This window comes from Bacillus sp. FJAT-26390 (assembly GCF_001682865.1).
Lineage (GTDB): Bacteria > Bacillota > Bacilli > Paenibacillales > Paenibacillaceae > Pristimantibacillus.
Genome location: NZ_MAQX01000001.1, coordinates 663,153 through 689,870, shown reverse-complemented (window position 1 = coordinate 689,870; position 26,718 = coordinate 663,153). Strand labels below are relative to the sequence as shown.

The window sequence follows — 26,718 nt, the reverse complement described above, 5'->3', positions numbered from 1 at the left end:
GCCGATACCCTTACTTAATAAATGAACCTGCTGCGATATGCTCTGCGATTTGTACAGCATTCCATGCTGCGCCTTTGAGTAGGTTGTCTGAGACGATCCACATATTAAGTCCGCGTTCGAAGCCAAGATCGCGTCTCAAGCGACCGACGAATACATCCGGCTTGCCGGCAGCATCAGTCGCAAGCGGGTACTGCTGATTAGCAGGATCATCAACGAGCGTAATGCCCGGCGCGTCTGCCAGCAGCTGCTTAACCTCTTCCAAATCGTAGTCGTTTTTAAGCTCAACATACAGAGATTCCGAGTGACCGTAAACGACAGGGATACGTACGCAAGTAGCGGTAACCTGAATGGATTCGTCACCCATAATTTTTTTGGTCTCGCGGACCATTTTCATTTCCTCGAGCGTATAGCCATTCTCTTGGAATTTGTCGATTTGTGGAATCGCATTAAACGCGATTTGATGCTTGACAGGCAAAGCCCCTACCGGAAGAATGGCAGGATTTACCTCATCACCGCTAAGCACGGCTTGCGTTTGACGCAGCATTTCATCGATTGCCCGGCTTCCTGCACCTGACACAGCTTGCTACGTGGAAACGATAATACGGGAAATGCCATAACGGTCTTGAAGCGGCTTAAGCGCTGCAACCATCTGAATAGTCGAACAATTCGGGTTAGCGATTATGCCCTTATGCTCGCTAACCTTCTCGATATTCACCTCGGGAACGACGAGGGGTGTGTTCTCATCCATACGGTACGCATTCGTATTATCGATACAAATGGCGCCATGCTCGACCGCATGGGGAGCAAGTGCCTTCGTTACGTCGCCGCCGGCGCTGAACAAAGCAATCTCAATGCCCTTAAAGCTATCCGGCGTTGCTTCCTCTACCGTCAGTTCTTGGCCCTTGAACGCCAATTTTGTGCCTGCCGAACGAGCAGACGATAACAGCTTGAGCTCTTTAATAGGGAAGTTTCTGGAATCGAGTAATTTGAGTATTTGTTCTCCTACTGCGCCTGTTGCTCCGACTACAGCAACATTAAACGACTTCTGATTCGACATTTGTTGTCGTCTCCCCCTCAAACGTGTGTCATGAATGACGTTCGACAAGCAGAGGCTGCAGCTGTTTGCCTTGAAGGGCCGCTTCGCATGCTTCCAAGACTAAATCCATTCTGGCAACCAGCGAATTAGGCTTTTGCACAGGGTTATCTTGGCCGAACGGCACGAAATAAATATGTTTAGCCACTAGAAGCTTCGCTATGTTAGCGGCATTTAAACCAAGTCCATCGTTAGTTGAAATAGCAAGCACAAGCGGACGACCGTTACGCATTTGCGCCTTGGCAGCCATAAGCACTGCGCTATCCGTGATCGCATTTGCCAATCTGCTCGTTGTGTTGCCTGTGCAAGGCGCTATGACTAGAACGTCAAGCAGCTTGGAAGGCCCAAGGGGCTCTGCCTGCACAATCGTTGATATAAGCTCATTGCCTGTAATCGCCTTAAGCTGCGCTTGCCAATCCTCGGACTTTCCGAATCTAGTATCCGTGGTCATAAGCGTATTTGAAACGATCGGCACCACATTGGCACCCGCATCGACGAACCGCTTAATTTCAGGCATAACCTCAGCAAACGTACAGTGCGATCCAGATAAAGCATATCCTACTGTAATACCAGACCAATTCATATCCCATTCCCCCGCTTAATCAAATCGTCCAAAATCAACTGTGTTAAGCAATCCGCCATGATACGTCCAGCTGTTTTGGGTGCGACGATACCGGGTAGTCCGGGTGCGAGCATCGCTTTGATTCCCCGCTTCTCAGCAAAGCGGAAATCAGTGCCGCCAGGCTTCGATGCGAGGTCGATTATTACGGCCCGCGAAGGTAAATTTGCGATAATTTGTGCTGTGACTATCATAGTCGGAATTGTATTAAAAAGCAAGTCAATATTGCTCACATGCTGCAACAAACCACTGATGTAGAAAGGCTCAAACCCCATTTCCGAAGCCCTTGCAAACTGCTCCGAACGCCTTACGCCAACCTTCACTTTTGACCCTAAACCTTGAAGCGTGCGCGCCATCGTGAAGCCGGTTCTGCCGAATCCGAGCACCATGGAGGACGAACCGTGAATCGTAATATCCGTATTCTGAATCGCCATCATTAGCGCGCCTTCCGCTGTCGGTATCGAATTGTAAATAGCGACATCATCACGGTCGAATAGCTCAACGAGCGATAGTGATTGCTGCTCGCATAGCTGGCGCAAATAAGGTTTGGCCATTCCCGTATAAACGGTGCAGTGCTTTGGCAGCTTTGCCATATGGCTATCTGTCAGCTGCATTTGACGGTCGCTGAAGACAGCGTGGATTAGACCTTGATCATCGGTGCCTACCGCCGGCAGCAGCAGCGCATCGACATTTTCAAACAACTGTTCTTCGAACTCCGCCTGCACAGCGCCGTCTAATGACGAATGTAGTCCGTCGAAGCCTGAGACCGTAACGGCAGCATCAAGCTCCGTCAGCTTACGTATGACCTCAAGCTGCCTTGCATCGCCGCCAAGCAACAGCACTTGAATGCCTGTTAGCATTAAGCTTCACTCCTTTCTTGCTAATAGCTCATGATCATCTTATGCTTGCGCCCAGAGCGGGGTGAAAAAGAAAAAAAGATCGGGCAAATGCCCGATCTTTTCGTTTCTATTATTGCTATACGCCTGTGTGGCCAAAGCCGCCTGCGCCTCGCACCGTTTCTGGCAATTCTGCCGCTTCTACAATCGTAACAGCCGGTACCAGCTGGAACACCATTTGAGCGATCCGCTCTCCGCGTGTAATCGTAAAGGGCTGCTGTCCCAAATTAATAAGAAGCACCTTAACTTCACCGCGGTAGTCCGCATCAATCGTTCCAGGCGAGTTCAAGCAGGTTATGCCATGCTTATATGCAAGCCCGCTTCTTGGTCTAATTTGCGCTTCCAGCTCGCCTGGCATAGCCATAGCAAATCCGGTAGGAATAAGCTGGCGTTCGCCCGGAGCCAGTATGACAGGCTCGCCTACGGCAGCCTGCAAATCAAAGCCCGCTGCCCATTCGGACATTTTGCGCGGCACTGCGATATCTTCATTGCCTTCTAATCGTTTAAACTGTACTTGATACAAACTGATTCCTCCCCAATTGCGCTGCTGCTTTGTCGTTAGAGCCAACCATCGCAACGGAGAAAGGTACGGATAGCATACGCTTCGTCACTTCAACAACATGCGACATATCTACAGAATCAATACGTTTTAGAAGCTCATCCAGCGTATAATGCTGACCGAGCATCAGCTCGTTTTTGCCTAAACGATTCATCCTGCTGCTTGTGCTCTCCAAGCTAAGAATCAAGCTTCCCTTGAGTTGCTCTTTGCCGCGGTGCAGCTCATCCTCGCCTAGTCCTTTGACGGACAGCTCGTTTAGCTGCTCCATCGTCAAATCGAGCACTTCTTTCGTTTGCTTAGGCGCCGTTCCCGCATACAGCGTGAACAATCCCGTATCCGCATAGGAAGTATGATAGGAATACACGGAATAAGCTAATCCGCGCTTCTCCCGAATTTCTTGGAACAGTCTGGAGCTCATGCCGCCGCCAAGCGCATTATTAAGCAAAATCATAGCATACAAATGCGAGTCGGTGATGGAGCAGCCAGGAAATGAGATACAGAGGTGATTTTGTTCGGTTTTCTTTTTGTAGAACAAATAGTCCCCATGGAATGTAGGCGGAGTAACGATTGCGGAAGCCGGCTTGCTGTTCGTAAAGCCTCCAAAATGTTTTTCCAATAAAGCGAGCAAGCCTTGCTCTTCTACATTACCGGCTACGCTGATCACTGTATTCTCAAGCGTATACGTATCGTTCATATATCCGCGAAGCGTATCCGAGGTCATTGCTGTCAAGCGATCCTCAAGCCCCAAAATCGAATAGGCTAACGGATGATCTCCGAAAGCGGCACGCGATGCTTCATCATGCACCTTATCATCCGGCGTATCCTCGTACATCGAAATTTCCTCGAGAATCACGTTTTTCTCTTTGGCTAGCTCCTCCGGATCGAGCTGGGAGTTGAAAAACATATCAGAGAGCGCATCCACAGCAAGCGGCAAATGCTCATCAAGCACCTTTGCAAAATAGCAGGTGTACTCCTTTGAAGTAAATGCATTGACATTGCCGCCAATGCCGTCAAATAAATCAGCAATATCCTTCGATGTACGGCTTTCTGTCCCTTTGAACAGCATATGTTCGATAAAATGCGAGATCCCGTTATTTTCCGGCGTCTCATTGCGCGAGCCCGTTTTGACCCAGATCCCAAACGATACGGATCTTACGGTCGGAATGTATTCAACAACAACACGCAGTCCATTGCTTAGAGTATATTTGTTCAACGGTATTCCTCCTTATGTTCTGTACGGCAAAGCGAATCAATTACGGTTCGATGATAAGTTTTGCCGAACATAACTACCTTCTTTTGCATGCGTATTTAAACATGAATGTTTTTACTATAGCAGAATCAGTCGGCCCCCTCAACAGCAGCCGGCAGGCGCTTGGAAGAAAGCGTCTCGCTGACCGTTCCGACCGCATAGCCCTTTGCCTTGGCAGCGGCGATCATGCCTGGAAGCGCGTCTCGCGAAGATGCGGTCGGATGCATCAAAATTAATGCGCCCGGCTCGAGCTTCGACGATATTTTGCGAACAATCGAATCAGCCGGCGGCTTCTGCCAATCAACCGTGTCGATCGTCCAAAGCACCGTTTTGAGTCCCTGCTCCTCTGCGATTTGAACGGTAGCTTGATTAAAGGAGCCGGACGGCGGAGCGAACCATTTGTTATCGACGTTTAAAGTGGATTTCAGCAGCGCCTCGGTTTTTGCAATTTGATTGTACTGGTCCTGCCTGCTTAGCGCCCTCATATCCGGATGCGTATAGGCGTGATTGGACATCTCGTGTCCGTCTGCTTGAATTTTTTTGGCAATGTCCGCATTTTTTTTAAGCCAGCTGCCATCCAGAAAAAAAGTAGCTTTCACATTTTCTCGTTTAAGCGTATTTAATATGGAATCTATGTATTCATTGCCCCATGCCACATTAATCATAAACGAGATCATTTTTTTATTCGAATTGCCTCTGTAGATCGGGTGAGGCCCAAGATCGTTAAGCTTTATATTCGGCTCTACTTCCTTGAAGACATAAGGAATCGCATTTGCGGAAGGCGCAAGCAATGCCGCATCCAGCGTTTTCTCTATATCAACCTCCACCCCATTATAACCGGGAATCGCCTTCCAGACGCGGTCAATCCGCGCATCTTCAGGGGTGATTTTGCGTTTTTCGGCTTCCTCGGAAATAATCGTGAGCAGTCTTTGGCGTTCCTCCGCGGAATACGTTATATCCGCAGACGCAGCTTTAGCGTCGCCATATTTCAATGAGGCAAGATATTGCGACACATCACCATTTATGCTCACGAATACAAGCACCATGAGCATACTCGCTGCAATCGTGGCAGCTTTTCTCACCGTCATATTTCCCACTCCTATAAACAGCCTGACATGCCTTCTAAGCTTGACCTTAAAGAGGCATGTTAATCCATGTTTATGAAAAAAGGGACAAGATTATGCAAGCGGTAGCGAATGCATCCAAGCAGCCATTAAAAAAACAAAAAGAGACAGATCAAATCTGGCTCTTTTCTACTTTTTTTCTATTATTGTAGCCTAAGCGTTGAACGCTTATTGCGACGATACTTCCGGCGTCATAAGAACTTTCGCTGACAAGTTAATTCGGCCTTGTTGATCGATTTCGGTTACTTTAACTTTGATTTGGTCGCCAATGTTCACGACATCCTCCGTTTTGGCAACACGTTCAGTAGACAGCTGCGAAATATGGACAAGTCCATCCTTGTTCGGCAAAATCTCAACGAATGCGCCGAATTTTTCTACGCGCTTAACTGTACCTACATAAATCTCGCCAACAACAACTTCCTTCACGATGCCTTCGATGATCGATTTTGCTTTCTGGTTCATCTCTTCGTTAGAGGAAGCAATGAATACCATACCGTCTTGCTCGATATCGATTTTAACGCCTGTTTCTTCGATGATCTTGTTAATAATTTTACCGCCTGCGCCAATAACGTCACGGATTTTGTCCGGGTTAATGCGAAGCGTCAAAATTTTCGGTGCATATTTCGATAAGCTTGTCCGAGTAGTCGGCAGGCTTTCAAGCATTTTACCGAGGATGAAAATACGTCCTTGACGTGCTTGTTCAAGTGCTTGCTGCAAAATCGCACGGTTGATGCCGGCAATTTTGATGTCCATTTGAATAGCCGTTACGCCTTCAGCCGTACCAGCAACCTTGAAGTCCATGTCGCCAAGATGATCTTCCATGCCTTGGATATCAGATAGAATAGCAAAATGGTCGCCATCCTTGATTAGACCCATTGCGATACCGGCTACAGGAGCTTTGATCGGCACGCCTGCATCCATCATAGCTAGTGTGCTTGCGCAAATACTTGCTTGTGAGGATGAACCGTTCGATTCCAAAACTTCGGAAACAAGGCGGATCGTGTACGGGAAATCAGCTTCGGATGGAATGACTTTGGAAAGCGCGCGCTCGCCAAGTGCTCCATGCCCAATTTCACGGCGTCCTGGCGGACGAAGAGGACGAGCCTCACCTACGCTGAACGGCGGGAAATTGTAATGATGCATAAAGCGTTTTGTTTCCTCAGGCGAAATGCCGTCCAAAATTTGAACGTCACCCATCGCTCCAAGCGTACAAATGCTTAGCGCTTGCGTTTGTCCACGAGTGAACAAGCCCGAACCGTGCGTACGAGGCAGAAGAGCGACGTCGCAGTCAATCGGACGGATTTCTTCAAGCGAACGGCCGTCAGGACGAACCTTGTCATGAGAAATAAGGCGGCGAACCTCTTCCTTCACGATATCATAAAGAACTTCCTTCACATCGGAAAGCAGCTCTGGCGTTTCGATATATTGCTCTTCAAAATGTGCGACAGCCGCGCTGTTAACCGCGTCAATGGCTTCTTGACGAGCATGCTTCTCTTCTACTTTAATAGCTTCAACTAACTGAGCGGAAGCATAAGCACGAACATCAGCATTCACTTGTGCATTAACCGTATGTAGCTTAACTTCCATTTTCGGCTTGCCGGCAATGGCTTGCAACTCTTCGATTTTAGCGACGATGTTTTTGATTTCATCATGTCCGAACATAATGGCTTCGAGCATAACTTCTTCAGTTACTTCGTTCGCTTCGGCTTCAACCATCATAATAGCATCCTTCGTACCCGCTACAACAACAAACAAATCCGTTTGCTGCTCTTGCTCAACTGTCGGATTAATGACGAATTGACCGTTTACCCGGCCAACGCTTACGCCGCCGATTGGACCATCAAAAGGAACGTCGGAAATCGATAAAGCAGCAGAAGTACCGATCATTGCCGCGATTTCCGGCGGGCAGTCCTGATCCACGCTCATCACGATATTCATCACTTGTACGTCATTGCGGAAGCCTTCCGGGAATAACGGACGAATAGGCCTGTCCGTAAGTCGGCTGGACAAAATCGCCTTCTCGCTTGGACGGCCTTCACGTTTAATGAATCCGCCTGGAATTTTACCAACGGCATACAAACGCTCTTCATAGTTAACTGTAAGCGGGAAGAAATCCAAATCCTTCGGACCTGCGGATGCTGTTACCGTACACAATACGACAGTATCGCCATATTGCACGGTTACTGCAGCATTTGCTTGCTTAGCAAGTCGTCCTGTTTCAATGGATAGCGGTCTTCCGCCTACCATCATCTCAATTCGTTGTACCATCTTATCCCTCCTAAAGGTTATTTTTTTAGTCTATTTCACTGTAATATACAGGTTTTTCCCAGTGTTTCCCTATTACAAAAAGCAACCCGAATCCGCTTATCCGGTATTCCCGGACGGCTGGACAACCAGGTTGCTTCTCATTACGCATGTTTTAACGGCGTAGGCCGAGTTTTTCGATCAATGCGCTGTAACGTCTAACATCATTGTTTTTAAGGTATGCAAGCAGCTTACGGCGCTGACCTACCATCTTGAGCAAACCACGACGGGAATGATGATCTTTCTTGTGCTCCCGCAAATGTTGAGTCAAGTTAACGATGTTTTCAGTCAGGATAGCCACTTGAACCTCCGGAGAACCGGTATCAGTTGCATGTGTCTTATGCGTCTCAATCAGTTCGTTTTTACGTACTTGTGTAATTGCCATCCTAATTCACCTCCTTCTTGATAATCGCCATTAGCCTCGCTGCCGTCGGTGAGATCGGACACCCAAGCTAAGGTTAAGTTTAGAGAATGACATACGAGATGTATGCCTACTCACAACGTTGTATAGTATAACATATAAGATATACGCTTGTCGAGTTTATCTCCCAAGCACATAAATTGTATGATATCACGATCCGTAATAGATTATAAAAACATCCGCTTTAGTTGTAACCGAGTATTTCCTTAGCCCGAAGAGCATCGGTGCCGATTTGGCTGATAAGCTCATCAATGGAATTGAATTTCTTCTCCGAGCGGATAAACGAAACAAATTGCAAACGCAATGGTTCACCGTAGATATCGCCGTTGAAGTCAAACAAATGTGCTTCCATAACGGGCTGAGGCTCCTTCTGGTTGAATGTTGGCTTTAAGCCATAGTTCAATACACCAGAGTAAGCTTTATCTCCCGTCCAAGCCGTTATCGCATAGACGCCTAATCTTGGCGAAATATACGGAGCATTAATTTGGAGGTTCGCCGTTGGGAAGCCAATGGTGCGGCCTCTCTTATCCCCATGAACGACGATGCCTTTCACCTCATACGGGCGTCCAAGCAGCCGTTCAGCCAATTCCGTGTCACCCTGCTCGAGCGCTTCACGAATATAGGTGCTGCTTACTTTTATTCCATTTTCATATAAAGGCTCAATGACATGTACGGCAATATCGGGCTGGCCAAGCTGCTTAAGAGCTTCCGTATTGCCTAAACCTTTATGTCCAAAATTGAAGTCGAAGCCCACCACTACCTGCTTGGCGCGCAGTGTCCGCAACACCTCATCCACAAAGCGTTCAGGTGATACGGAAGAAAACTCCGTATCAAATCTCATAATGAACACAAGATCGACTCCGAGCTCTGCGAACAAAGCAGTCTTATCCTGAAGAGGAGTAAGGCAACGATAATATTGATCTCCTTGACCGAGCACTTCCTTCGGATGGGGATCGAAGGTCAAGACCGCTGATAGCATTTCGGCTTTCTTCGCTTCAAGCACCGCTTGGCGAATGACGTTTTGATGTCCGCGATGAACACCATCAAAATGACCGATTGCTATGGAAAGCGGTTTGTCCAGCGATAACGTGGACAAACCGTTTAAAGGAAAACTTAATGGTATAATTTCCAACGCTGAAACACCTGCATTTCCTGTTAACTTTCTACATCGATAATTTAAGCTGAAAATACTTTGACTGGTCTGAAAACAGCTGCTCCCAGATCGATCTGAAAAATACCAAGAAACAAAAGATTATCGTTATAAAGACGTACAAGTTGTCCATCTTCAAAGGTTGCAGCTTGGTTATCCGCATGGGACAAATTAATCTTCTGCCCCAGCAGCGCAAGCTTGCCGAATGCTTCCGGAACGATTGCACGCTCCAAATGGGTGATGGCTTCGTCAGCGGCTATTAAATGGCCCTCTAACTCACCAGCATTTTGCAGTTCCTCGATTTGCTCTAACGTCAAGCAGTTTTCCTGTGTGATGCCGCCAGACATCGTTCTCGTCAGATGTGCCATCGCAGCAGGAACGCCAAGTGCTTTGCCAATATCTACGCATAAAGTACGGATGTATGTACCTTTAGAACAAACGACGGAAAACGTAATTTTGGGCTGCTCAAGCTCAAGCTGCGCGTCAATGAGATCAATCTGATGAATCGTAACTTTTCTCGATTTGCGCTCAACCGTTTTGCCTTCTCTAGCCAGCTCATAAAGTCGCTTGCCATCAATCTTGACTGCGGAGAACATAGGCGGAACTTGTTCAATTTCGCCTGTAAAACGTCTTAATACTTCACGTATCGCTTCCTCAGTAACTGTCACTGTTGATTGCTGCTCAATGACCGTACCGGTTAAGTCCTCCGTGTCCGTTGCTATACCAAGCTGCAAAACGGCTTCATAAGACTTAGGCCGCTCTTGTACATATTCAACCACTCTGGTTGCCCGCCCTAAACATAAAGGCAATACACCTGTCACCATAGGATCAAGTGTACCCGTATGTCCGATCCGCTTCATTTTCAAAATGCGGCGAACCTTTGCAACCACATCATGAGAAGTCCAGCCTTCAGGCTTCCAGACTGCCAAAATGCCGTCCATCGTTTAAACCAACGCCTTTCTAACTGCTTCCACAAGCTTGTCAATCGAATCTGTTAATGAGCCTTCAAGCCGACAGCCAGCTGCCCTAACATGTCCGCCACCGCCAAAATCCTGAGCGATTGCAGCTACATTGGCTTTGCCCGCCGAACGCAAGCTTGCTTTGACAGAACCGTCTTCTGCTTCTTTAAATAATATGCCGACCTCTACTCCATCAACATTAAGAGCATAATTTACGATACCTTCGAGATCCTCGGGTACCGCACCTGTATCCCGCAAATCGTCTTTTCCAATAAAAACCCACCCGATCTCCAAATTATCTGAGAAGGTGAGTCGGTTTAACGCGATTTGGAGCAGCTTGAGTTTAGCCATCGTCATCTTCTCAAGCAAATGATCAGCAAGTTCGTTGCCATGCACGCCTAAGGCAAGCAAATGGGAAGCAATCTCCAAAACACGCGGGCTAGTATTAGAATAACGGAAGCCGCCCGTATCGGTTAGTAAACCGGTATAAATGGCTGTTGCGCAATTCAGGTCAAGTGAAATTTCTGCTCTTTCGATTAAGTCATATAAGATTTCCACTGTTGCGGCAGCTTCGGCACGAATGACATTCACGGCACCAAATCCGTTGTTCGTCGGATGGTGGTCGATATTGAGCAGCTTTGCTTCAGAAGCAAAGCTGCTCGCAACCTCCCCTATACGCTTGAAATCAGCGCAATCGACCGAAATAATGGCGTCGAACTTTTGCTGCGGTACAGCTTGCTTATAGTTGACGATCGAATCAAATTGATGCAAGTAGCTAAGTCTCGACGGCAATTCACTTTCATTAATCAGAACGGCCGATTTACCAAGCTTTTGAAGCAGCCAGCCTATGACAACAGTAGAGCTTATGGCATCTCCGTCAGGCTGGACATGAGACACGACCAGAAAATGGTCGGATTCGTTCATGAAAGCCAGCGCATCATCTAGCTGCTTCACATAGCTACCTTGTGCCTTCATTGACTTGCATTCCCGCTATTGATATTCTCAAGCAATGATTCAATGCGGCTGCCGTATTCGATACTGCTATCGAACTTGAACAGCAGTACGGGCGTGTGACGAAGGCGCATACGCTTGCCAAGCTCTGTGCGGATAAAGCCCGTTCCGCTTGCAAGTGCTTTGAGCGTCGCTTCCTTCTGTTCTTCACTGCCAAGCACGCTTAGGTATACCTTAGCTTGTGACAGATCGCTCGACGTTTCAACGCCAGTTACGGTGATGAATCCGATTCTAGGATCTTTAAGCTCTGTTTGTATAATTTGGCTGAGCTCTTTTTTAATCTGCTCGCCAACCCGTCCTACGCGAATTTTTGCCATGCTATAATCACCTCTCTACCGATTCCATGACAAACGCTTCGATCGTATCTCCTTCACGAACATCGTTGTAACGGTCAAGTGTAATACCGCACTCGTAGCCTTGTGCCACTTCTTTGGCATCATCCTTGAAGCGCTTGAGGGATTCGATCTTACCTGTGAAGACAACAATGCCGCCACGGATAAGACGAGCTTCTGCGTTACGAGTAATTTTACCGGAAGTGATCATGCAGCCTGCAATTGCGCCAACCTTCGTAACTTTAAATACGTTACGAACCTCAGCGTGACCGATAACAACTTCTTTGAAGATTGGATCAAGCATGCCTTTCATCGCTTGTTCAATTTCATCGATAACATTGTAAATGACGCGGTGCATACGAACGTCAACTTTTTCTTGGGCAATGGTTGCTTCAGCTTGCGGATCTGGACGAACGTTAAATCCGATTACGATAGCATTGGATGCCGAAGCCAAAATGATGTCGGATTCCGTAATCGCGCCTACACCGCTATGGATGATTTTTACGCGTACGCCTTCGATGTCGATTTTAGCAAGCGATCCTTTAAGTGCCTCAGAAGAGCCTTGAACGTCGGATTTAATAATAACGTTCAGGTCTTTAATTTCACCATCTTTGATATGGTTATACAGATCATCAAGCGTTACGCGTGTATTGGCACCCATATCCGATTGGCGCTGTTTAATGGAACGGCGGTCAGCGATCGCACGTGCTTTGCGCTCATCCTCGAATACCATGAACGGATCTCCGGCTTGCGGCACTTCCGTTAAACCAGTAATTTCTACCGGCGTAGAAGGACCTGCTTCTTTTAAACGGCGGCCTTTGTCATTCACCATTGCTCTGATACGGCCGAAGCAGTTGCCTGCAACGAAAGCATCGCCGATTTTTAGCGTGCCATGTTGAACGAGAATTCGTGCAACCGGACCTTTACCTTTATCAAGCTCAGCTTCAATTACTGTAGCGCGAGCGCGTTTGTTAGGGTTTGCTTTGTAGTCATTAACTTCTGCTACGAGCAAGATCATTTCAAGAAGGCCTTCAAGACCGATTCTTTGCTTAGCAGAAACTTCAACGAAAATGGTATCGCCGCCCCACTCTTCCGGAACCAGTTCATATTCAGTCATTTCTTGTTTAATTTTGTCCGCATTTGCTTCTGGCTTATCGATTTTGTTGACAGCAACGATAATGGGAACGCCGGCAGCTTTCGCATGGTTAATCGCTTCTACCGTTTGTGGCATAATGCCGTCATCGGCTGCTACAACGATAATCGTAATATCCGTTACCTGCGCACCGCGAGCACGCATAAGCGTAAACGCTTCGTGACCTGGCGTATCTAGGAACGTAATTTTTTTATGGTTAATTTCAACTTGGTAAGCACCGATGTGCTGCGTAATCCCGCCAGCTTCTCCGCCAGTTACGTTCGTTTTGCGAATCGCGTCAAGCAAAGTCGTTTTACCGTGGTCAACGTGACCCATGATTGTAACAACTGGAGGACGTGATACCAAATCTTCATCTTCGTCTGATTCTTCAACCGTCTCGAAGGAATCTTCCTCTACAGGAATTTTCACTTCAACCTCTACGCCGTAATCCGTAGCGATCAAATGGATAGCATCCATATCGATTTCTTGGTTGATTGTAGCCATAACGCCTAAGAAAATCAGTTTTTTGATAACTTCTGATGCATCCTTGTGAAGCAATTTAGCCAATTCGCCGACAGTCATTGTACCGCGAACGATAATCTTTTTAGGCGTATTGTCGATTTTCTCGCGCGGTGGTTGTTGTTGGAATTTGCCGCCGCGGCCTTTTTGGCCCCGGTTGTTATTTCCTCTGTAGCCGCCGCCTGGCTTGCCGTCTTCAAAACGCTTTTGGCCTGGTCTTGCATTTTTGTTGTCATTTCCGCGCGATTGCCCTTGAGCTGGCTTGGAATCAAAGCGGCTTTGTCCGGATGGTGCTGGACGGCTGCTGCTTGCAGCAGAGCTAGGACGGCTCGCTGAATTGCCTTGGCCGCCTTGTGCTGGACGATTTTGCCCTGATGATGCCGGACGGCTGCTTTGGCCGCCTTGGCCTTGACCTGGACGGCTTGAACCCGCGCTAGAGCTTGGGCGACTTCCTTGTCCGCCTTGCCCTTGGCTTGGGCGGCTTGCGTTAGAGCTTCCTTGTGAAGGACGGTTGTTGCTGGACTGTTGCGCAGGACGATTCGTTGATTGTTGTCCTGCTGGTCGTTGTTCGGTTTGGTTGGTTTGTGGTTTCGTATTAATAGAATTCATAGGCCCCTGTCTGTCTTGATTCGTATTTTTGTTTTCTTGTACGGGTGCAAGCTTTCGTTCCTGCTGCTGTTGCGGCTGCTGCGATTGCGGCCGGCTTGCGGAAGTTTGAGCGGAGGATACAGACACGCTTGTCGTTTCCTGTGCCCGCTTAGCTGCAGCATTTTGTTTAATATTCCGGAAAAATCCTTCGACCTTGTTTACCATCTCGTTTTCCATGACACTCATATGGTTATTGACAGGTAAATCAAGCCGTTTAAGAATTGTAATGATTTCTTTGCTGCTCATATTAAGTGACTTGGCATACTCGTAAACGCGCAGCTTATCTTTATTGTCCTTGCTGTCTTGTTTATTGTCCAATATGATCCACCTCCGTATTATGGCTCAGATGACTCGCAATCATTTTTCCGAATTGCGCATCGGTTACCGCTAGTACAACCCGTTCTGGCTTACCAATCGCCTTTCCTAGTTGCTCACGGTCGAATGCTTCGGCGAGTTGTATTCCGTAGGTGTTGCATTTGTCACGAAATTTTTTCTTCGTATTTTCTGAAGCATCTCCTGCAAGGATCACGAGATGCACTTTTTTGTTTCTTACAGCCTTGAGAACAATCTCATCGCCTGTAATCAGCTTGCCTGCTCGCATAGCCATGCCCAGCTGTGATAAGCTCTTATTCTGCTTCATCGCTTATCAGCTCCTTGCCGGCGATAAACTGCTCCTCAACCGCTACAAAATCCTGCTCGAGCTGATCATAAATATGATCTCCAACATGCTGCTTCAGCGCTCGATCAAGTGCCTTGGATTTCTTTGCTAATTTAAAGCAGCTCACTTTACCGCACAAATACGCGCCGCGGCCCGCTTTTTTGCCTGTCAGGTCAATTTGCACCTCTTCGGCCGGTGTCCGCACAATCCGAATGAGTTCCTTCTTCGGCATCATCTCCTGACAAGCGACGCATTTGCGAAGCGGTACTTTTCTCGGTCTCATTGTACACCCCTCCTCTGCCAGCTGAATTGACGCTTTCCTAATAGAGATTAATCGATGGAAACCGAATCCTGGTGCATGATCGTCGTCAAAGATTTCGGACGGCCATACTCCTGCTCCGCTTGAGTCTCGCTTTTAATATCGATTTTCCAGCCTGTCAGCTTGGCAGCAAGCCTAGCATTCTGACCTTTAATACCGATCGCGAGCGACAATTGGTAGTCTGGAACGATAACTCGTGCCATCTTCTCTTGTTCGAATACGATTACCTCTAGCACCTTGGATGGGCTAAGCGCATTCGCAACATATTCATCCACGCTTTCAGACCAACGAACGATATCGATTTTTTCGCCTTTAAGCTCGTTTACGATCGTCTGAACGCGCAGTCCCTTTTGCCCAACGCATGATCCGACTGGATCAACCTCGGAATTTCGGGAATGTACAGCAATTTTCGAGCGGAAGCCGGCTTCGCGCGCAACCGAGCGGATTTCCACGACGCCGTCATAGATTTCAGGAACTTCAAGCTCGAACAGTCTTTTTAATAGACCTGGATGCGTACGGGACAGGATGATTTGCGGACCCTTAGTCGTATTTTCGACTTTGGTGATATAAGACTTCACGCGGTCGCCATGCTTGAACTTATCGGTAGGCATTAGCTCTGTAAGCGGCAATACAGCCTCTACTTTGCCAAGGTCTACAAATAGATTGCGAACATCTTGACGCTGAACGATACCGTTAACGATATCTTCCTCTTTATCGATAAAAGCGTTATAGATCAATCCGCGCTCTGCTTCGCGAATGCGCTGTGTTACGACCTGCTTCGCTGTTTGTGCAGCAATACGGCCGAAGTCGCGCGGCGTTACTTCAATATCCGCAATATCGTCCAGCTGATAATGAGGGTTGATTTCCCGTGATGCCTCTACTGTAATTTCGAGACGCGGGTCAAGCACCTCATCAACGACGGTCTTACGGGCATATACTTTAATAACGCCAGTATGGCGGTTAATATCGACACGAACGTTTTGCGCTGTGTTGAAATTTCTTTTGTAGCTGGAGATAAGCGCTGCCTCAATGGCTTCCAGCAGGACATCCTTCGTAATGCCCTTGTCTCTTTCTATTTCCTGTAACGCTTCAATAAAATCCATGCTCATTGGACTGGATTTCCCCCTTTCAATATAAAAAACGAATATTAGAACACGATAGCGAGTCTAGCACTGGCTACCTTGACATAAGGAATGGTGTACTCCTTCTTGCCAGTACGTACAACCGCATTTTCCCCGTCAAATGAAAGTAGCAGCCCTTCAAATTCTTTAGCGCCGCTAATCGGTTCATATGTCGTTATGTAAACGTGTTTACCGATTGCTTTAACTACGTCCTCTTCCTTTTTAAGCGGTCTTTCTGCTCCCGGAGAAGATACTTCTAGAAAATAAGCGTCAGTTACCGGATCGTTCTTATCCAGCTGCTCGCTCATAAATTCGCTGATACGGCCGCAATCGTCGATATCGATGCCGCCTTCTTTATCCACGAATATACGAAGGAAATAATTGCTTCCCTCTTTGACATACTCAATATCAACTAGTTCAAATCCATTACTGCTGAGGTATGGTAGAACCATTTCCTGGACGGCAGCTTTGATTTTGGAAATACTCAAATTCAGTTGACCTCCTGTTTATACGCACTATGCCATTTTGCCAAATACAAAACGTAAAGAGTGGGTTTCCCCACTCTTCTGCATCAAAGTCTTTATCATCATCATTGCCAGAAAAATTATAACATAACCGCACTATAGTGACAAGAAATCTTTTCTAACAGCCCTCTTTCTAAAACAGGGAAAGCTGGTTGGATTCAGGCAATCCACGGAAGCATCCCATGTTGCCAAGCACCTCTACAATCGTCTTCGTCGCCTTCGATTTCATCTGGAAATCCTCGATCGACAAGTACTCGCCATCGTCTCTCGAAGCCGCAATATTGCGTGCCGCATTATCGCCGATACCTGCAATTGCAGCAAATGGCGGAATTAGCGAATCGCCGTCTACAAGGAACTTCGTCGCATCGGAGCGATAGAGGTCAATCGGCTTAAAGGAGAATCCGCGAGCTGTCATTTCAAGCGACATTTCCAGCTGGGATACCATGTTTTTCTCTTTAGGCAGCGCGTTAAACCCTTTTGCTTCAATTTCGATCAGCTTGCGCAAGATTGCATCGTACCCTTGGCACAGCAGTTCCAAATCAAAGTCGTCCGCGCGGACTGTAAAGTAAGTCGCATAGTATTCAATCGGATAATAAAGCTTGAAAAAGGCCGTCCGAACAGCGGAGATGACGTAGGCAGCAGCATGGGCTTTCGGGAACATATACTCGATGCGGAGGCAAGAATCGATATACCACTGAGGTACCTTGCACCGCTTCATCTCTTCGATCCACTCCGGCGTCAGACCTTTACCTTTACGCACGCTCTCCGTAATTTTAAAAGCCAACCCCGCATCCATGCCCGCTTTGTAAATCAAGAAAAGCATAATGTCATCCCGGCAGCCGATTACGGTTTTAATGTTGCACGTTCCGTTCTTGATAAGCTCCTGCGCATTGCCGAGCCAAACGCCCGTACCATGCGACAGCCCGGAAATTTGCAGCAAATCGGCAAAGGAAGACGGCTGCGTTTCCTGAAGCATCTGCCGTACGAATTTGGTTCCCATCTCGGGAACGCCGTACGTCGCTACCGAGGAACGTATTTTCTCGCCCGGTATGTTGAGCGCATTCGTCGAGTTGAACATGCTCATCACTTTAGGATCATTCATCGGAATGCTAGTTGGGTCAACGCCGGTCAAATCCTGCAGCATCCGCATCATCGTCGGATCATCATGACCGAGAATATCGAGCTTCAGCAAGTTTTCATCAAATGCATGGTAATCGAAGTGGGTCGTCTTCCACTCCGCATTGACATCATCTGCAGGAAATTGTACGGGCGTTATGTCTTCTACTTCAATATAATCGGGAACGACCACTATACCGCCTGGATGCTGGCCTGTGCTCCGCTTCACGCCGGTACACCCGCTCGCAAGCCTTGCTAGCTCCGCTCCGCGCCATTTTTTGCTATGCTCTTCCTCAAATTTCTTAGCGAAGCCATAAGCCGTTTTCTCGGCGACCGTACCGATTGTTCCTGCACGGAACACGCTCTTGTCGCCAAACAATACCTTCGTATAGTTATGGGCAATCGGTTGATAATCGCCCGAGAAGTTAAGATCGATATCGGGAACTTTATCGCCTTTAAAGCCAAGGAACGTCTCGAACGGGATATCCTGTCCTTCGCCCTTCATCGGCTTCTCGCATTTTGGACAAAGCTTATCAGGCAAATCGAATCCGCTCGGAATGCTTCCGTCCAAAAACCACTCGCTATGGCGGCAATCCGGATTTTTGCACAAGTAATGGGCTGGCAGCGGATTAACCTCGGATATGCCGAGAAAGGTAGCTACGACCGACGATCCAACCGATCCCCTTGAGCCGACCAAATAACCGTCCGCATTCGATTTTTTAACGAGCTTCTCCGATATCAAATAGTTGGCGGAAAATTTAAATTTAATGATCGGAATAAGTTCCTTCTCCAATCGGTCGATAACGACCTGAGGCAAATCCTCGCCATACATCGATTTTGCGGTGTCATAACAAGTGTTGCGTATTTCTTCGTCCGCTCCCTCGATGTTAGGCGCAAATAGGCCTGTCGGGAACATATCATACGGTTCAAAGCGTTCGGCAAGCTCCACCGTATTCGTAATGACGACTTCCTTCGCTCTTGCTTCACCGAGAAAAGCAAACTCCTCCAGCATTTCTTCCGTCGTGCGGAAATGAGCGTCTGGCTTGCGAATGCTCTTCAGCGGGCTAAAGCCCGTAATGCCGTGAATCGTAATATCCCGGTACATTTTGTCACGCGGATTCAAATAATGAACATTCCCCGTCGCGATGACTGGCTTGCCAAGCTCGTCTCCGATTTGGCAGATGCGGCGATGCGCCTGCTCAATCTCAGCCCGGCTGCCTACAAGACCTTTTTCGACTAAATGCATATAAAAATCGATCGGTTGAATCTCAAGAACGTCGTAGAAACGCGCAACCTCGAGCGCTTCCTCGTACGATTTGTTCAATACCGTCTCGAAAAACTCGCCCTTCTCACAACCGGATATAACGAGCAAGCCTTCACGGTGCTCGACGAGCTTTGTCTTAGGAATCGTCGCGACCCGTTTAAAATGCTGCGTATGCGATAACGAAATCAGCTTAAACAAGTTTTTCTTGCCGACTGCATTTAAGGCGTAAATATTGCTATGGAAAGGTCTGGAGTTCGATAAGTCAATGCCGACATAGTCGTTCAACTGATTCAGGTCCGTAATATTACGCTCCGCAGCATCCCCGATTAAGCCGTAAAGCACACCGCCAAGCGCAAGTGAATCGTCAACCGCGCGGTGATGGTTTTCAAGGCTGACCTTGTATTTATCCGCCAAAGTATTCAAACGGTGATTTTTGAGCGACGGAAAAATAAACCGAGCCAGTTCGAGCGTATCGAGTACCGGGTTTTTCACCTCAGGCATCCCAAACGCTTTGCAGTTCGCTTGAATGAAGCCGATATCGAACCGCGCATTATGCGCTACAAGAATATCGTCGCCAATAAACTCGATAAATTCACGAAGCTTCGGCTCAATCTCGGGCTGTCCTTTTACCATGTCATCATTGATATTGGTCAGCTGCTGAATATGATAAGGTATCTTCTCATGCGGATCGATAAGCGTCGAGAAACGATCGATTTCTTTGCCGTCGCGCATCTTGACGCCTGCAAGCTCGATGATTTTGTTATTGATAACCGACAAACCTGTCGTCTCTATATCAAATACGATATAAGTCGCTGTCGCAAGCGGCTCCGGCCTCGACTGGAGCACCATTGGAACGGCATCGTTAACGACGTTGGCTTCTACGCCGAACAGCACTTTGATGCCATGTTTTTTGGCTGCTTTATTCGCATCGGGATAACATTGCACATTGCTATGATCGGTTACGGCAATTGCCTTATGTCCCCATTTGGCAGCCGTTTTGATATATACGTCAACCGGCGTTACCGCATCCATCGCGCTCATCGTTGTGTGGAGGTGGAACTCGACGCGCTTCTCCTCCGCCTTGTCCATACGATCTGGAGGTGACTTAACCTCATGCAAATCATTTGGCATCATCACTAGCTCCGGTTCCTGCATAAAGCGGTCATATTCGACCCGTCCGCGCGCTTTGACCCATTTGCCGTTGGCAAGCTGGCTTAATATTTTGACGTCGTCCTTTGTTTTGGCGAACATCTTCATCGCAATGGAATCCGAGAAATCAGTCACATTAAACGTAAAGAGCGTGCTTCCGTTGCGAAGCTCCTTCACGTCGAGGCCAAATACGGCGCCTTGGACCGTTATTTTCTTTTCTTCCTCGATGATATTCATTAGAGGCACGGGCTCTTCGCGGATATCATATCCGACGGCAAGCCTAATTTCAGCTTCATCAACAAGCTCCGATTCCGATTGCGAGTTAGCCATCAGCTCCTGCACGTACTCACGCTCTTCCTGCACGATCCGAAGGGCGTACTCGTCCAGGATTTCTTGCCGTGACTCGCTCATGATCATCTTCACCTTGCATGCGCGCTGAAAATATTGATTGTAAAAGCGGATGATTTCCTCATCCAACCGTTTTTTGCGAGCAAGCTCCAGCCCTGTGTTATCGAGCAACGATAGCGTAAGCACGTCACCTTCGACCGAAATGCTGGCTTTCTGAAGCCATCCGTTAACGGATGCGATCTCGCGCTGTGCCCACTCCATAAATAAACCCCAGTATTGCAAAACAATCGATTCGGTCTCGACAATAGGGTCGTATATGAAAATAAAAGAGACCGCAGCGATATGCTCGAACTTCATTCGAGCTGCTTGGCATAGGCCATTATAGGCCTGTAAAGGCACCATGGACGTTTTGCGTATGCAAAACGTCCATTCCCGATTGCTGTTGCTGACGATAACTTGATCGATGTAACCATCTTGAAAATAAGTTTGTATAAGTTCCTGCGGCAGCTCCGTTTGCTGTAAAAGCATTTCGAAACGCTGCCGCTTGTCCGCGGTTTGGCTCATAAAACTCCACTCCTTAAGATCCGAACCGAGCTTCTTCAGTTCTTAATAAGCACGTGCAAATACGACAGTATGTTTTGCTTCATCGCCGCAAACGAGACATGTGCTCTTATGCGTAGACGGTTCAAATGGGATATTCCGGCTTGTTGCTCCTGTTTCTTCCTTAACCTGCTTCTCGCAAGCAGCAGATCCGCACCAGCCAGCTTCTACGAAACCGCGCTGCTCCTCGAGAAAACTTTTCATTTCATCAAGCGTATCCACCGAACGCGAGTTATCGATACGGAACTGCTTCGCGCGGTTGAACATTTCATGATGGGTTTCTTCCAGCATCGCTTCAACTTCAGCAACGAGATTCGCTTGTTGAACAACGCGCTTCTCTCCTGTAATGCGAGAAACGAGTACAACTTGTCCGTTTTCCATATCACGAGGCCCAAGCTCTAAACGAAGCGGAACGCCGCGCATCTCGTATTCGTTGAATTTCCAGCCTGGACTAACGTCTGCACGGTCGTCTACACGCACGCGAACGCCTGCTTTTTTGAGCTCGGCATACAACTCGTCTACACGGCCAACAACCTGCTCGCGCATTTTCGCCGGTCCGATTGGAATCATGATCACTTGGGTTGGAGCTACCTTAGGCGGCAGCGCCAGACCGCGATCATCGCCATGAACCATAATAAGCGCGCCGATCAGCCTTGTGCTTACGCCCCAAGAAGTCGTATGCGCGAATTGCAATGTATTTTCACGATCAAGGAATTTGATATCAAATGCGACTGCAAACTTCGTGCCGAGGTAATGGGAGGTTCCAGCTTGAACAGCCTTGCCGTCCTTCATCATCGCTTCGATGGAGTACGTATCTACAGCACCCGCAAAACGCTCGGAAGGCGTTTTCTCGCCCTTGATAACCGGAATAGCGAGGAACTCTTCGACAAACTGAGTGTACACATCAAGCATCTGCATCGTCTCTTGACGAGCTTCCTCTTCCGTCTCATGAGCGGTATGGCCTTCCTGCCACAAAAACTCGCTTGTGCGCAGGAACGGCATCGTGCGCTTCTCCCAGCGGACTACGTTAGCCCACTGGTTAATAAGCAACGGAAGATCACGGTACGATTGAATCCACTTCGAATACATATGGCCAAACATCGTCTCCGATGTTGGACGAATAGCAAGCCGCTCTTCCAGCTTCTCGCCGGCAGCTTCCGTTACCCATGGCAGCTCCGGATTAAAGCCTTCCACGTGCTCCTTCTCTTTTTGAAAGAAGCTCTCTGGAATAAATAACGGGAAATAAGCATTGCGATGACCCGTTTCTTTAAAGCGACGGTCGAGGTCACGCTGAATATTTTCCCAAAGCTCATAACCCTCAGGACGGAACACGATACAGCCCCGCACCGGTGAGTAGTCCATAAGCTCGGCTTTTTTAATAACATCTATATACCATCTGGAGAAATCTTCGCTCTGCGGCGTAATTTCTGTAACAAACTGTTTATCTTTAGACATGAGCGACAACTTACTCCCCTCTTACCAATCGTAAAATATCATTATAGGTTACTACAAGCATCAGCAGCATAATGAGCGCGAAGCCCACAAAATGCACCATGCTTTCACGGTTTGGATCAATTGGCTTTCTTCTAACCGCTTCGATTCCGAGGAAAATGAGACGGCTGCCGTCCAGAGCCGGAATCGGAAGCAAATTGAATATGCCAAGATACAAGCTGAGCAAAGCGGTCCACGAAGTTAACTGCGCAATGCCTTGCTTCGCAATTTGACTCGTTACCTCAGCGGTACGCACCGGTCCGCCAAGATCATCAAGCTTGAACTCTCCGAAAATAAGCTTCTTGAATCCTTCGAAGATGCTTATGGTCATATTTTTCATCAGCTTGCCCGCACCGGTAAACGTCTCTGAAAATGACGCAGGCCGTGTAGGCAATGCTGCGCTTATGCCCACCTTGCCTACCCCTGCTTCATTTGCTTCAGGCGTAATGACAATCTGCTGGGCTTTGCCGTCCCGAATGATGTCCATCTTGACTGGCACATTCGGTGATTTGCCGATAATCCCGATCATTTTATCGAAATCAGCGCCGATTTTGATTCCGTTAACCGCATCGATAACGTCACCTTTTCTTAGGTCAACCTTATCGGCAGGCATGCCTTCCGAAATATCGCTGACAAGCAGCTTATCCGGCGATTCAACGGGAATGCCAACCATCTGAATATACGTCGCAAACAATACGAATGCGAGCACAAAATTCATGAGTGGACCTGCAAAAATCGCAAGCGCACGCTGCCGCACCGTCTTGCTGCCGAATTGTCTGTCGAGCGGCGCAATTTGCGTATCCTTGCCTTTGGCGATCATCAAAGCCTGTGGATGTACCGAGAAGCTCTCATTCTCTCCTTCAACGTCTAGCGTTACAGAAAGGCTCTTCTCCAAATCAATTTTAACGATCTCGCCGCGAATAACGCCGCTTCTCTCGTCAAGACGATCTAAATACAAACGAGTAATTTGATTGTCCTTCAGCCGAACCGCTATCGTTTGGCCTGGTTGAACATCAACTATTTCAGGGTCCTCTCCTGCCATTCGAACAAATCCGCCTGCCGGCACCAGCCTAAGCGTATATCTAGTCTCGCCGCGTTTTACCGAAAAGAGCTTCGGCCCGAAGCCAATTGCAAATTCCCGAACCAATATGCCCGCACGTTTAGCGAAATAGTAATGACCCCATTCGTGGATCGTTACGATAACGAAAAAGACGAGTATAGTCAAAAAGACGACCTGAATCATGTGCATAAAGCTGAAGCCTCCTGTTCGTTACGGCCTGTACATAGATTATCATTATTCTCCCGTCCGATACAAGAGAACCGGAATTTGACCGATATTATACGGATTCTGCCAGCTGGCGCGCCCAAGCGTCCACTTCTGCAATCATTTGCAAGTCATTAATAGCAGACACCTCGTGACGTTCAACTACCGTCTCCAATATCCGCTCAATGTCCAAAAACGTAATTTCACCTTTCAAAAAGCGTGCCACTGCGACCTCGTTGGCTGCATTAAAGACAGACGGCGCGGATTCGCCCATACGGCCGCATGCAAAAGCAAGCCTTAAGCATGGGTATCTGTCAAAATCCATCTCACGGAAATTCAGCCTTCCGATTTGAGCTAGATTCAGCCTATTCGTTGGAGTAGCGTTCCGCTCCGGATAAGATAATGCGTATTGGATCGGCACGCGCATATCAGGCATCCCAAGCTGCGCGATGACGCTGTGATCGGAAAACTCTACATAAGAATGAATGATGCTCTCCGGATGAATAATGACATCTATCTGATCGTATGTAACGTCAAAAAGCCATTTTGCCTCAATGACCTCAAGACCTTTATTAACCATCGTCGCGGAATCAATCGTAATCTTTGCGCCCATTGACCAGTTCGGGTGATTAAGCGCCTCTGCGACGGTTACGCCTTCAAGCTCTTCTCTTGTCCGGTCACGAAAGGAACCGCCCGAGGCTGTCAGCGTAATTTGCTTGATCGATTTACGATCTTCGCCGTTCAAGCATTGAAATATAGCTGAATGCTCGCTATCAATCGGGAAAATGCTTACGCCGCGCTGGCGTGCGCGCTCCATGACGATATGACCTGCAGTAACGAGTGTCTCTTTGTTGGCTAAACCGATCGTTCTGCCTGCGTCAATGGCTGCTAGTGTTGCAGGCAAGCCTCTGCTGCCCATAATTGCCGTTACAACGACGTCAGCGTCCACACCAGCCGCTACTTCGATAAGGCCTTCCTCGCCAAATACGACCTTCGTTCCTGCCGGCATATGAGGCCGTGCAGCGTCAGCGTCAGACTTGGAAGCCAAGCTGACGATTGACGGCTTGAATCGATTCGCCTGCTCGATAATCAGATCAACGTTAGCGCCAGCCGATAAGCCGACAACCGTGTACCGATCAGGATCATGGGCTATAATGTCCAGCGTTTGTGTTCCGATTGAGCCAGTTGAACCTAATATGCTTATTTTTTTCATGCCAAAAATCCTCCTGACTTATACGGGCAGCAGCTCGGTCAGCACCAACAGCGGAAATACGATCAGCCAGCTGTCGCATCGGTCAAGCACGCCGCCATGTCCCGGCAACAACGTGCCGGTATCCTTAATATCTCTGACCCTTTTATAGGCTGATTGAATCAAATCCCCAAATTGCCCTGCTACAGCGGCAACTAAGCCTATAAGCAGCGCTTTTGGCAAATCGATAAAATCAGGAATCGCCAAAGCGAAAACCGCAGATACGATTAAGGAAAATAAAACGCCTCCCAGGGCGCCTTCAATCGTTTTATTTGGACTGATCGAGGGCCAGAGCTTTGTTTTCCCAAAGGCTCGTCCCATAAAATATGCGCCGATATCCGATGCCCAAATACAGCCAAAGGCCAAAAACGTCCATATTAAACCATGTTGCTCAATTTGACGTGCCTCGACCATAGCGGAAAAGCCATAGCCTACATATAAAGCGCCTAGCAACATAAGTGCGGCGCCGTCAATTGTAGTTTTATTTTTTGTAATTACGGTTATTGCAAGCAATAAGAAGGCAAGCACCCAAAGAATGGCTAACGGCGAAGGAATCGTTATTCCCCAATCTGACCAAGGAAGCACGAACAGTAGCACACCCGCATATCCGAACAAAGAAGACGGATGCGACCATGCTACACCATTCATGCGCGCATATTCAGTAAAGCCGATAATTGCTAGTAATACGAGTAGACTAGTATATAGCCATCCGCCTACGATCGTAAGGCCGATGAACCCAGCACCTGCTACAACTCCGGTAATAATTCGTTGTCTCAATGAAAAGTCACACTCCGTTGCTTGAAGCTACAATCCACCATATCGACGTGCACGGCGCTGATATTCCAAAATCGCCTCTTGAAAATGCGCTTCCGTAAATTCCGGCCAGTACACATCCGTAAACCATAACTCACTGTAAGCTAGCTGCCACATCATAAAATTGCTTAGACGCAGCTCTCCGCTAGTACGAATGAGTAAATCCGGATCGGGCAATCCGCTTGTAAGCAATCGATCTGCCATCACTTTATCATCAATTTCATCCAGGGATAAACTCCCTTCCTGAACTTCTGAAGCGATACTTTTTATGGCTTCAAGCATTTCCTTACGGCTTCCGTAATTCAGAGCAAAATTCAAAACAAGTCCAGTATTGTTTGCAGTTTTCACAATCGCTTCTTCAACTGCGCTTATAGTAAATGATGGCAAATCCTCTTTATGGCCCATCATACGAACCTGTACGTTGTTTGCAATCAGCTCTTCTAATTCAATTTCAAGAAATTGCTGGGGCAGCTTCATGAGAAAATCCACTTCAGCTTTCGGTCTCTTCCAGTTTTCCGTTGAAAACGCATATAACGTCAAATACTTGACGCCTAACCGGTCTGCTGCAATTGTAATACGTTTGACCGCTTTCATGCCGGAATGATGACCTGCCATTCGTGGCAATCCACGATCTTTAGCCCAGCGACCATTCCCGTCCATTATAATCGCAACATGCTCAGGCACATTTTCTAAGGCCACAGAATCAGTCGGCTGTAAGGACGATTTGCCTAGTTTGGCCCAAAGTCGCTCGATCATCTTACTTCCTCCCAACCGAAATCAAAACCA

22 protein-coding genes and 1 pseudogene are annotated in these 26,718 nt (G+C 47.8%); all 23 read right to left on the bottom strand.

Annotated elements, in window-relative coordinates:
• Positions 1–10: 10 nt before the first annotated feature.
• Positions 11–1,057: pseudogene (asd, locus tag A7975_RS03250) on the bottom strand (aspartate-semialdehyde dehydrogenase).
• A gap of 28 nt (positions 1,058–1,085) precedes the next feature.
• Positions 1,086–1,676 (bottom strand): dipicolinate synthase subunit B, encoded by a 591-nt coding sequence (locus A7975_RS03245; protein ID WP_053375771.1) that lies wholly within the window; start codon positions 1,674–1,676, stop codon positions 1,086–1,088.
• A complete protein-coding gene (gene dpsA, locus A7975_RS03240) occupies positions 1,673–2,572 on the bottom strand; it encodes a dipicolinate synthase subunit DpsA (protein ID WP_053375770.1) in 900 nt (299 codons plus the stop codon). The genes A7975_RS03245 and dpsA overlap by 4 nt, the downstream gene beginning before the upstream one ends.
• Before the next feature lie 115 nt (positions 2,573–2,687).
• On the bottom strand, positions 2,688–3,131 hold the full coding sequence (gene dut / locus A7975_RS03235; RefSeq protein WP_065384103.1) for a dUTP diphosphatase: 444 nt from the start codon (positions 3,129–3,131) through the stop codon (positions 2,688–2,690).
• On the bottom strand, positions 3,112–4,380 hold the full coding sequence (locus A7975_RS03230) for a M16 family metallopeptidase (RefSeq protein WP_065384102.1): 1,269 nt from the start codon (positions 4,378–4,380) through the stop codon (positions 3,112–3,114). Before A7975_RS03230 ends, dut begins: the two co-directional genes overlap by 20 nt.
• Before the next feature lie 125 nt (positions 4,381–4,505).
• Positions 4,506–5,504 (bottom strand): polysaccharide deacetylase family protein, encoded by a 999-nt coding sequence (locus A7975_RS03225; protein WP_065384101.1) that lies wholly within the window; start codon positions 5,502–5,504, stop codon positions 4,506–4,508.
• Between the two features lie 204 nt (positions 5,505–5,708).
• Positions 5,709–7,808: a polyribonucleotide nucleotidyltransferase gene (gene pnp / locus A7975_RS03220; RefSeq protein WP_053375766.1), complete on the bottom strand. Its 2,100-nt coding sequence runs from the start codon at positions 7,806–7,808 to the stop codon at positions 5,709–5,711.
• A 151-nt stretch (positions 7,809–7,959) separates the two neighbouring features.
• The gene (rpsO, locus tag A7975_RS03215; RefSeq protein ID WP_053375765.1) at positions 7,960–8,229 is read right to left on the bottom strand and encodes a 30S ribosomal protein S15; all 270 of its coding nucleotides are present in this window, start codon (positions 8,227–8,229) and stop codon (positions 7,960–7,962) included.
• Between the two features lie 220 nt (positions 8,230–8,449).
• Positions 8,450–9,397: a bifunctional riboflavin kinase/FAD synthetase gene (locus A7975_RS03210; protein WP_053375764.1), complete on the bottom strand. Its 948-nt coding sequence runs from the start codon at positions 9,395–9,397 to the stop codon at positions 8,450–8,452.
• Between the two features lie 44 nt (positions 9,398–9,441).
• Positions 9,442–10,356 carry a tRNA pseudouridine(55) synthase TruB gene (gene truB, locus A7975_RS03205; protein ID WP_065384100.1) on the bottom strand — a complete coding sequence of 305 codons (915 nt, stop codon included), beginning with the start codon at positions 10,354–10,356 and terminating at the stop codon, positions 9,442–9,444.
• Between the two features lie 3 nt (positions 10,357–10,359).
• Positions 10,360–11,349, bottom strand: coding sequence for a DHH family phosphoesterase (locus A7975_RS03200; protein ID WP_065384099.1), 990 nt, complete (start codon positions 11,347–11,349; stop codon positions 10,360–10,362).
• Positions 11,346–11,702 (bottom strand): 30S ribosome-binding factor RbfA, encoded by a 357-nt coding sequence (gene rbfA / locus A7975_RS03195; RefSeq protein ID WP_053375761.1) that lies wholly within the window; start codon positions 11,700–11,702, stop codon positions 11,346–11,348. Before rbfA ends, A7975_RS03200 begins: the two co-directional genes overlap by 4 nt.
• Before the next feature lie 7 nt (positions 11,703–11,709).
• Positions 11,710–14,334, bottom strand: coding sequence for a translation initiation factor IF-2 (gene infB / locus A7975_RS03190; protein WP_065384098.1), 2,625 nt, complete (start codon positions 14,332–14,334; stop codon positions 11,710–11,712).
• Positions 14,324–14,656 (bottom strand): L7Ae/L30e/S12e/Gadd45 family ribosomal protein, encoded by a 333-nt coding sequence (locus A7975_RS03185; protein WP_053375759.1) that lies wholly within the window; start codon positions 14,654–14,656, stop codon positions 14,324–14,326. The genes infB and A7975_RS03185 overlap by 11 nt, the downstream gene beginning before the upstream one ends.
• A complete protein-coding gene (gene rnpM / locus A7975_RS03180; RefSeq protein WP_053375758.1) occupies positions 14,643–14,957 on the bottom strand; it encodes an RNase P modulator RnpM in 315 nt (104 codons plus the stop codon). Before rnpM ends, A7975_RS03185 begins: the two co-directional genes overlap by 14 nt.
• Positions 14,958–15,004: 47 nt before the next feature.
• Positions 15,005–16,102 (bottom strand): transcription termination factor NusA, encoded by a 1,098-nt coding sequence (gene nusA / locus A7975_RS03175; RefSeq protein ID WP_053375757.1) that lies wholly within the window; start codon positions 16,100–16,102, stop codon positions 15,005–15,007.
• Between the two features lie 38 nt (positions 16,103–16,140).
• Positions 16,141–16,602, bottom strand: coding sequence for a ribosome maturation factor RimP (gene rimP / locus A7975_RS03170; RefSeq protein ID WP_053375756.1), 462 nt, complete (start codon positions 16,600–16,602; stop codon positions 16,141–16,143).
• A gap of 169 nt (positions 16,603–16,771) precedes the next feature.
• The gene (locus A7975_RS03165; protein WP_065384097.1) at positions 16,772–21,079 is read right to left on the bottom strand and encodes a PolC-type DNA polymerase III; all 4,308 of its coding nucleotides are present in this window, start codon (positions 21,077–21,079) and stop codon (positions 16,772–16,774) included.
• A 42-nt stretch (positions 21,080–21,121) separates the two neighbouring features.
• Positions 21,122–22,570, bottom strand: a complete 1,449-nt coding sequence (gene proS, locus A7975_RS03160; RefSeq protein WP_053377775.1) for a proline--tRNA ligase — start codon at positions 22,568–22,570, stop codon at positions 21,122–21,124.
• 10 nt (positions 22,571–22,580) lie between these two features.
• Positions 22,581–23,855 carry an RIP metalloprotease RseP gene (gene rseP, locus A7975_RS03155; protein WP_053375754.1) on the bottom strand — a complete coding sequence of 425 codons (1,275 nt, stop codon included), beginning with the start codon at positions 23,853–23,855 and terminating at the stop codon, positions 22,581–22,583.
• A gap of 88 nt (positions 23,856–23,943) precedes the next feature.
• Positions 23,944–25,083: a 1-deoxy-D-xylulose-5-phosphate reductoisomerase gene (locus A7975_RS03150; RefSeq protein ID WP_065384096.1), complete on the bottom strand. Its 1,140-nt coding sequence runs from the start codon at positions 25,081–25,083 to the stop codon at positions 23,944–23,946.
• Between the two features lie 18 nt (positions 25,084–25,101).
• The gene (locus A7975_RS03145) at positions 25,102–25,896 is read right to left on the bottom strand and encodes a phosphatidate cytidylyltransferase (RefSeq protein WP_065384095.1); all 795 of its coding nucleotides are present in this window, start codon (positions 25,894–25,896) and stop codon (positions 25,102–25,104) included.
• A 27-nt stretch (positions 25,897–25,923) separates the two neighbouring features.
• Positions 25,924–26,688 carry an undecaprenyl pyrophosphate synthase gene (locus A7975_RS03140; protein WP_065384094.1) on the bottom strand — a complete coding sequence of 255 codons (765 nt, stop codon included), beginning with the start codon at positions 26,686–26,688 and terminating at the stop codon, positions 25,924–25,926.
• Positions 26,689–26,718: the final 30 nt, after the last annotated feature.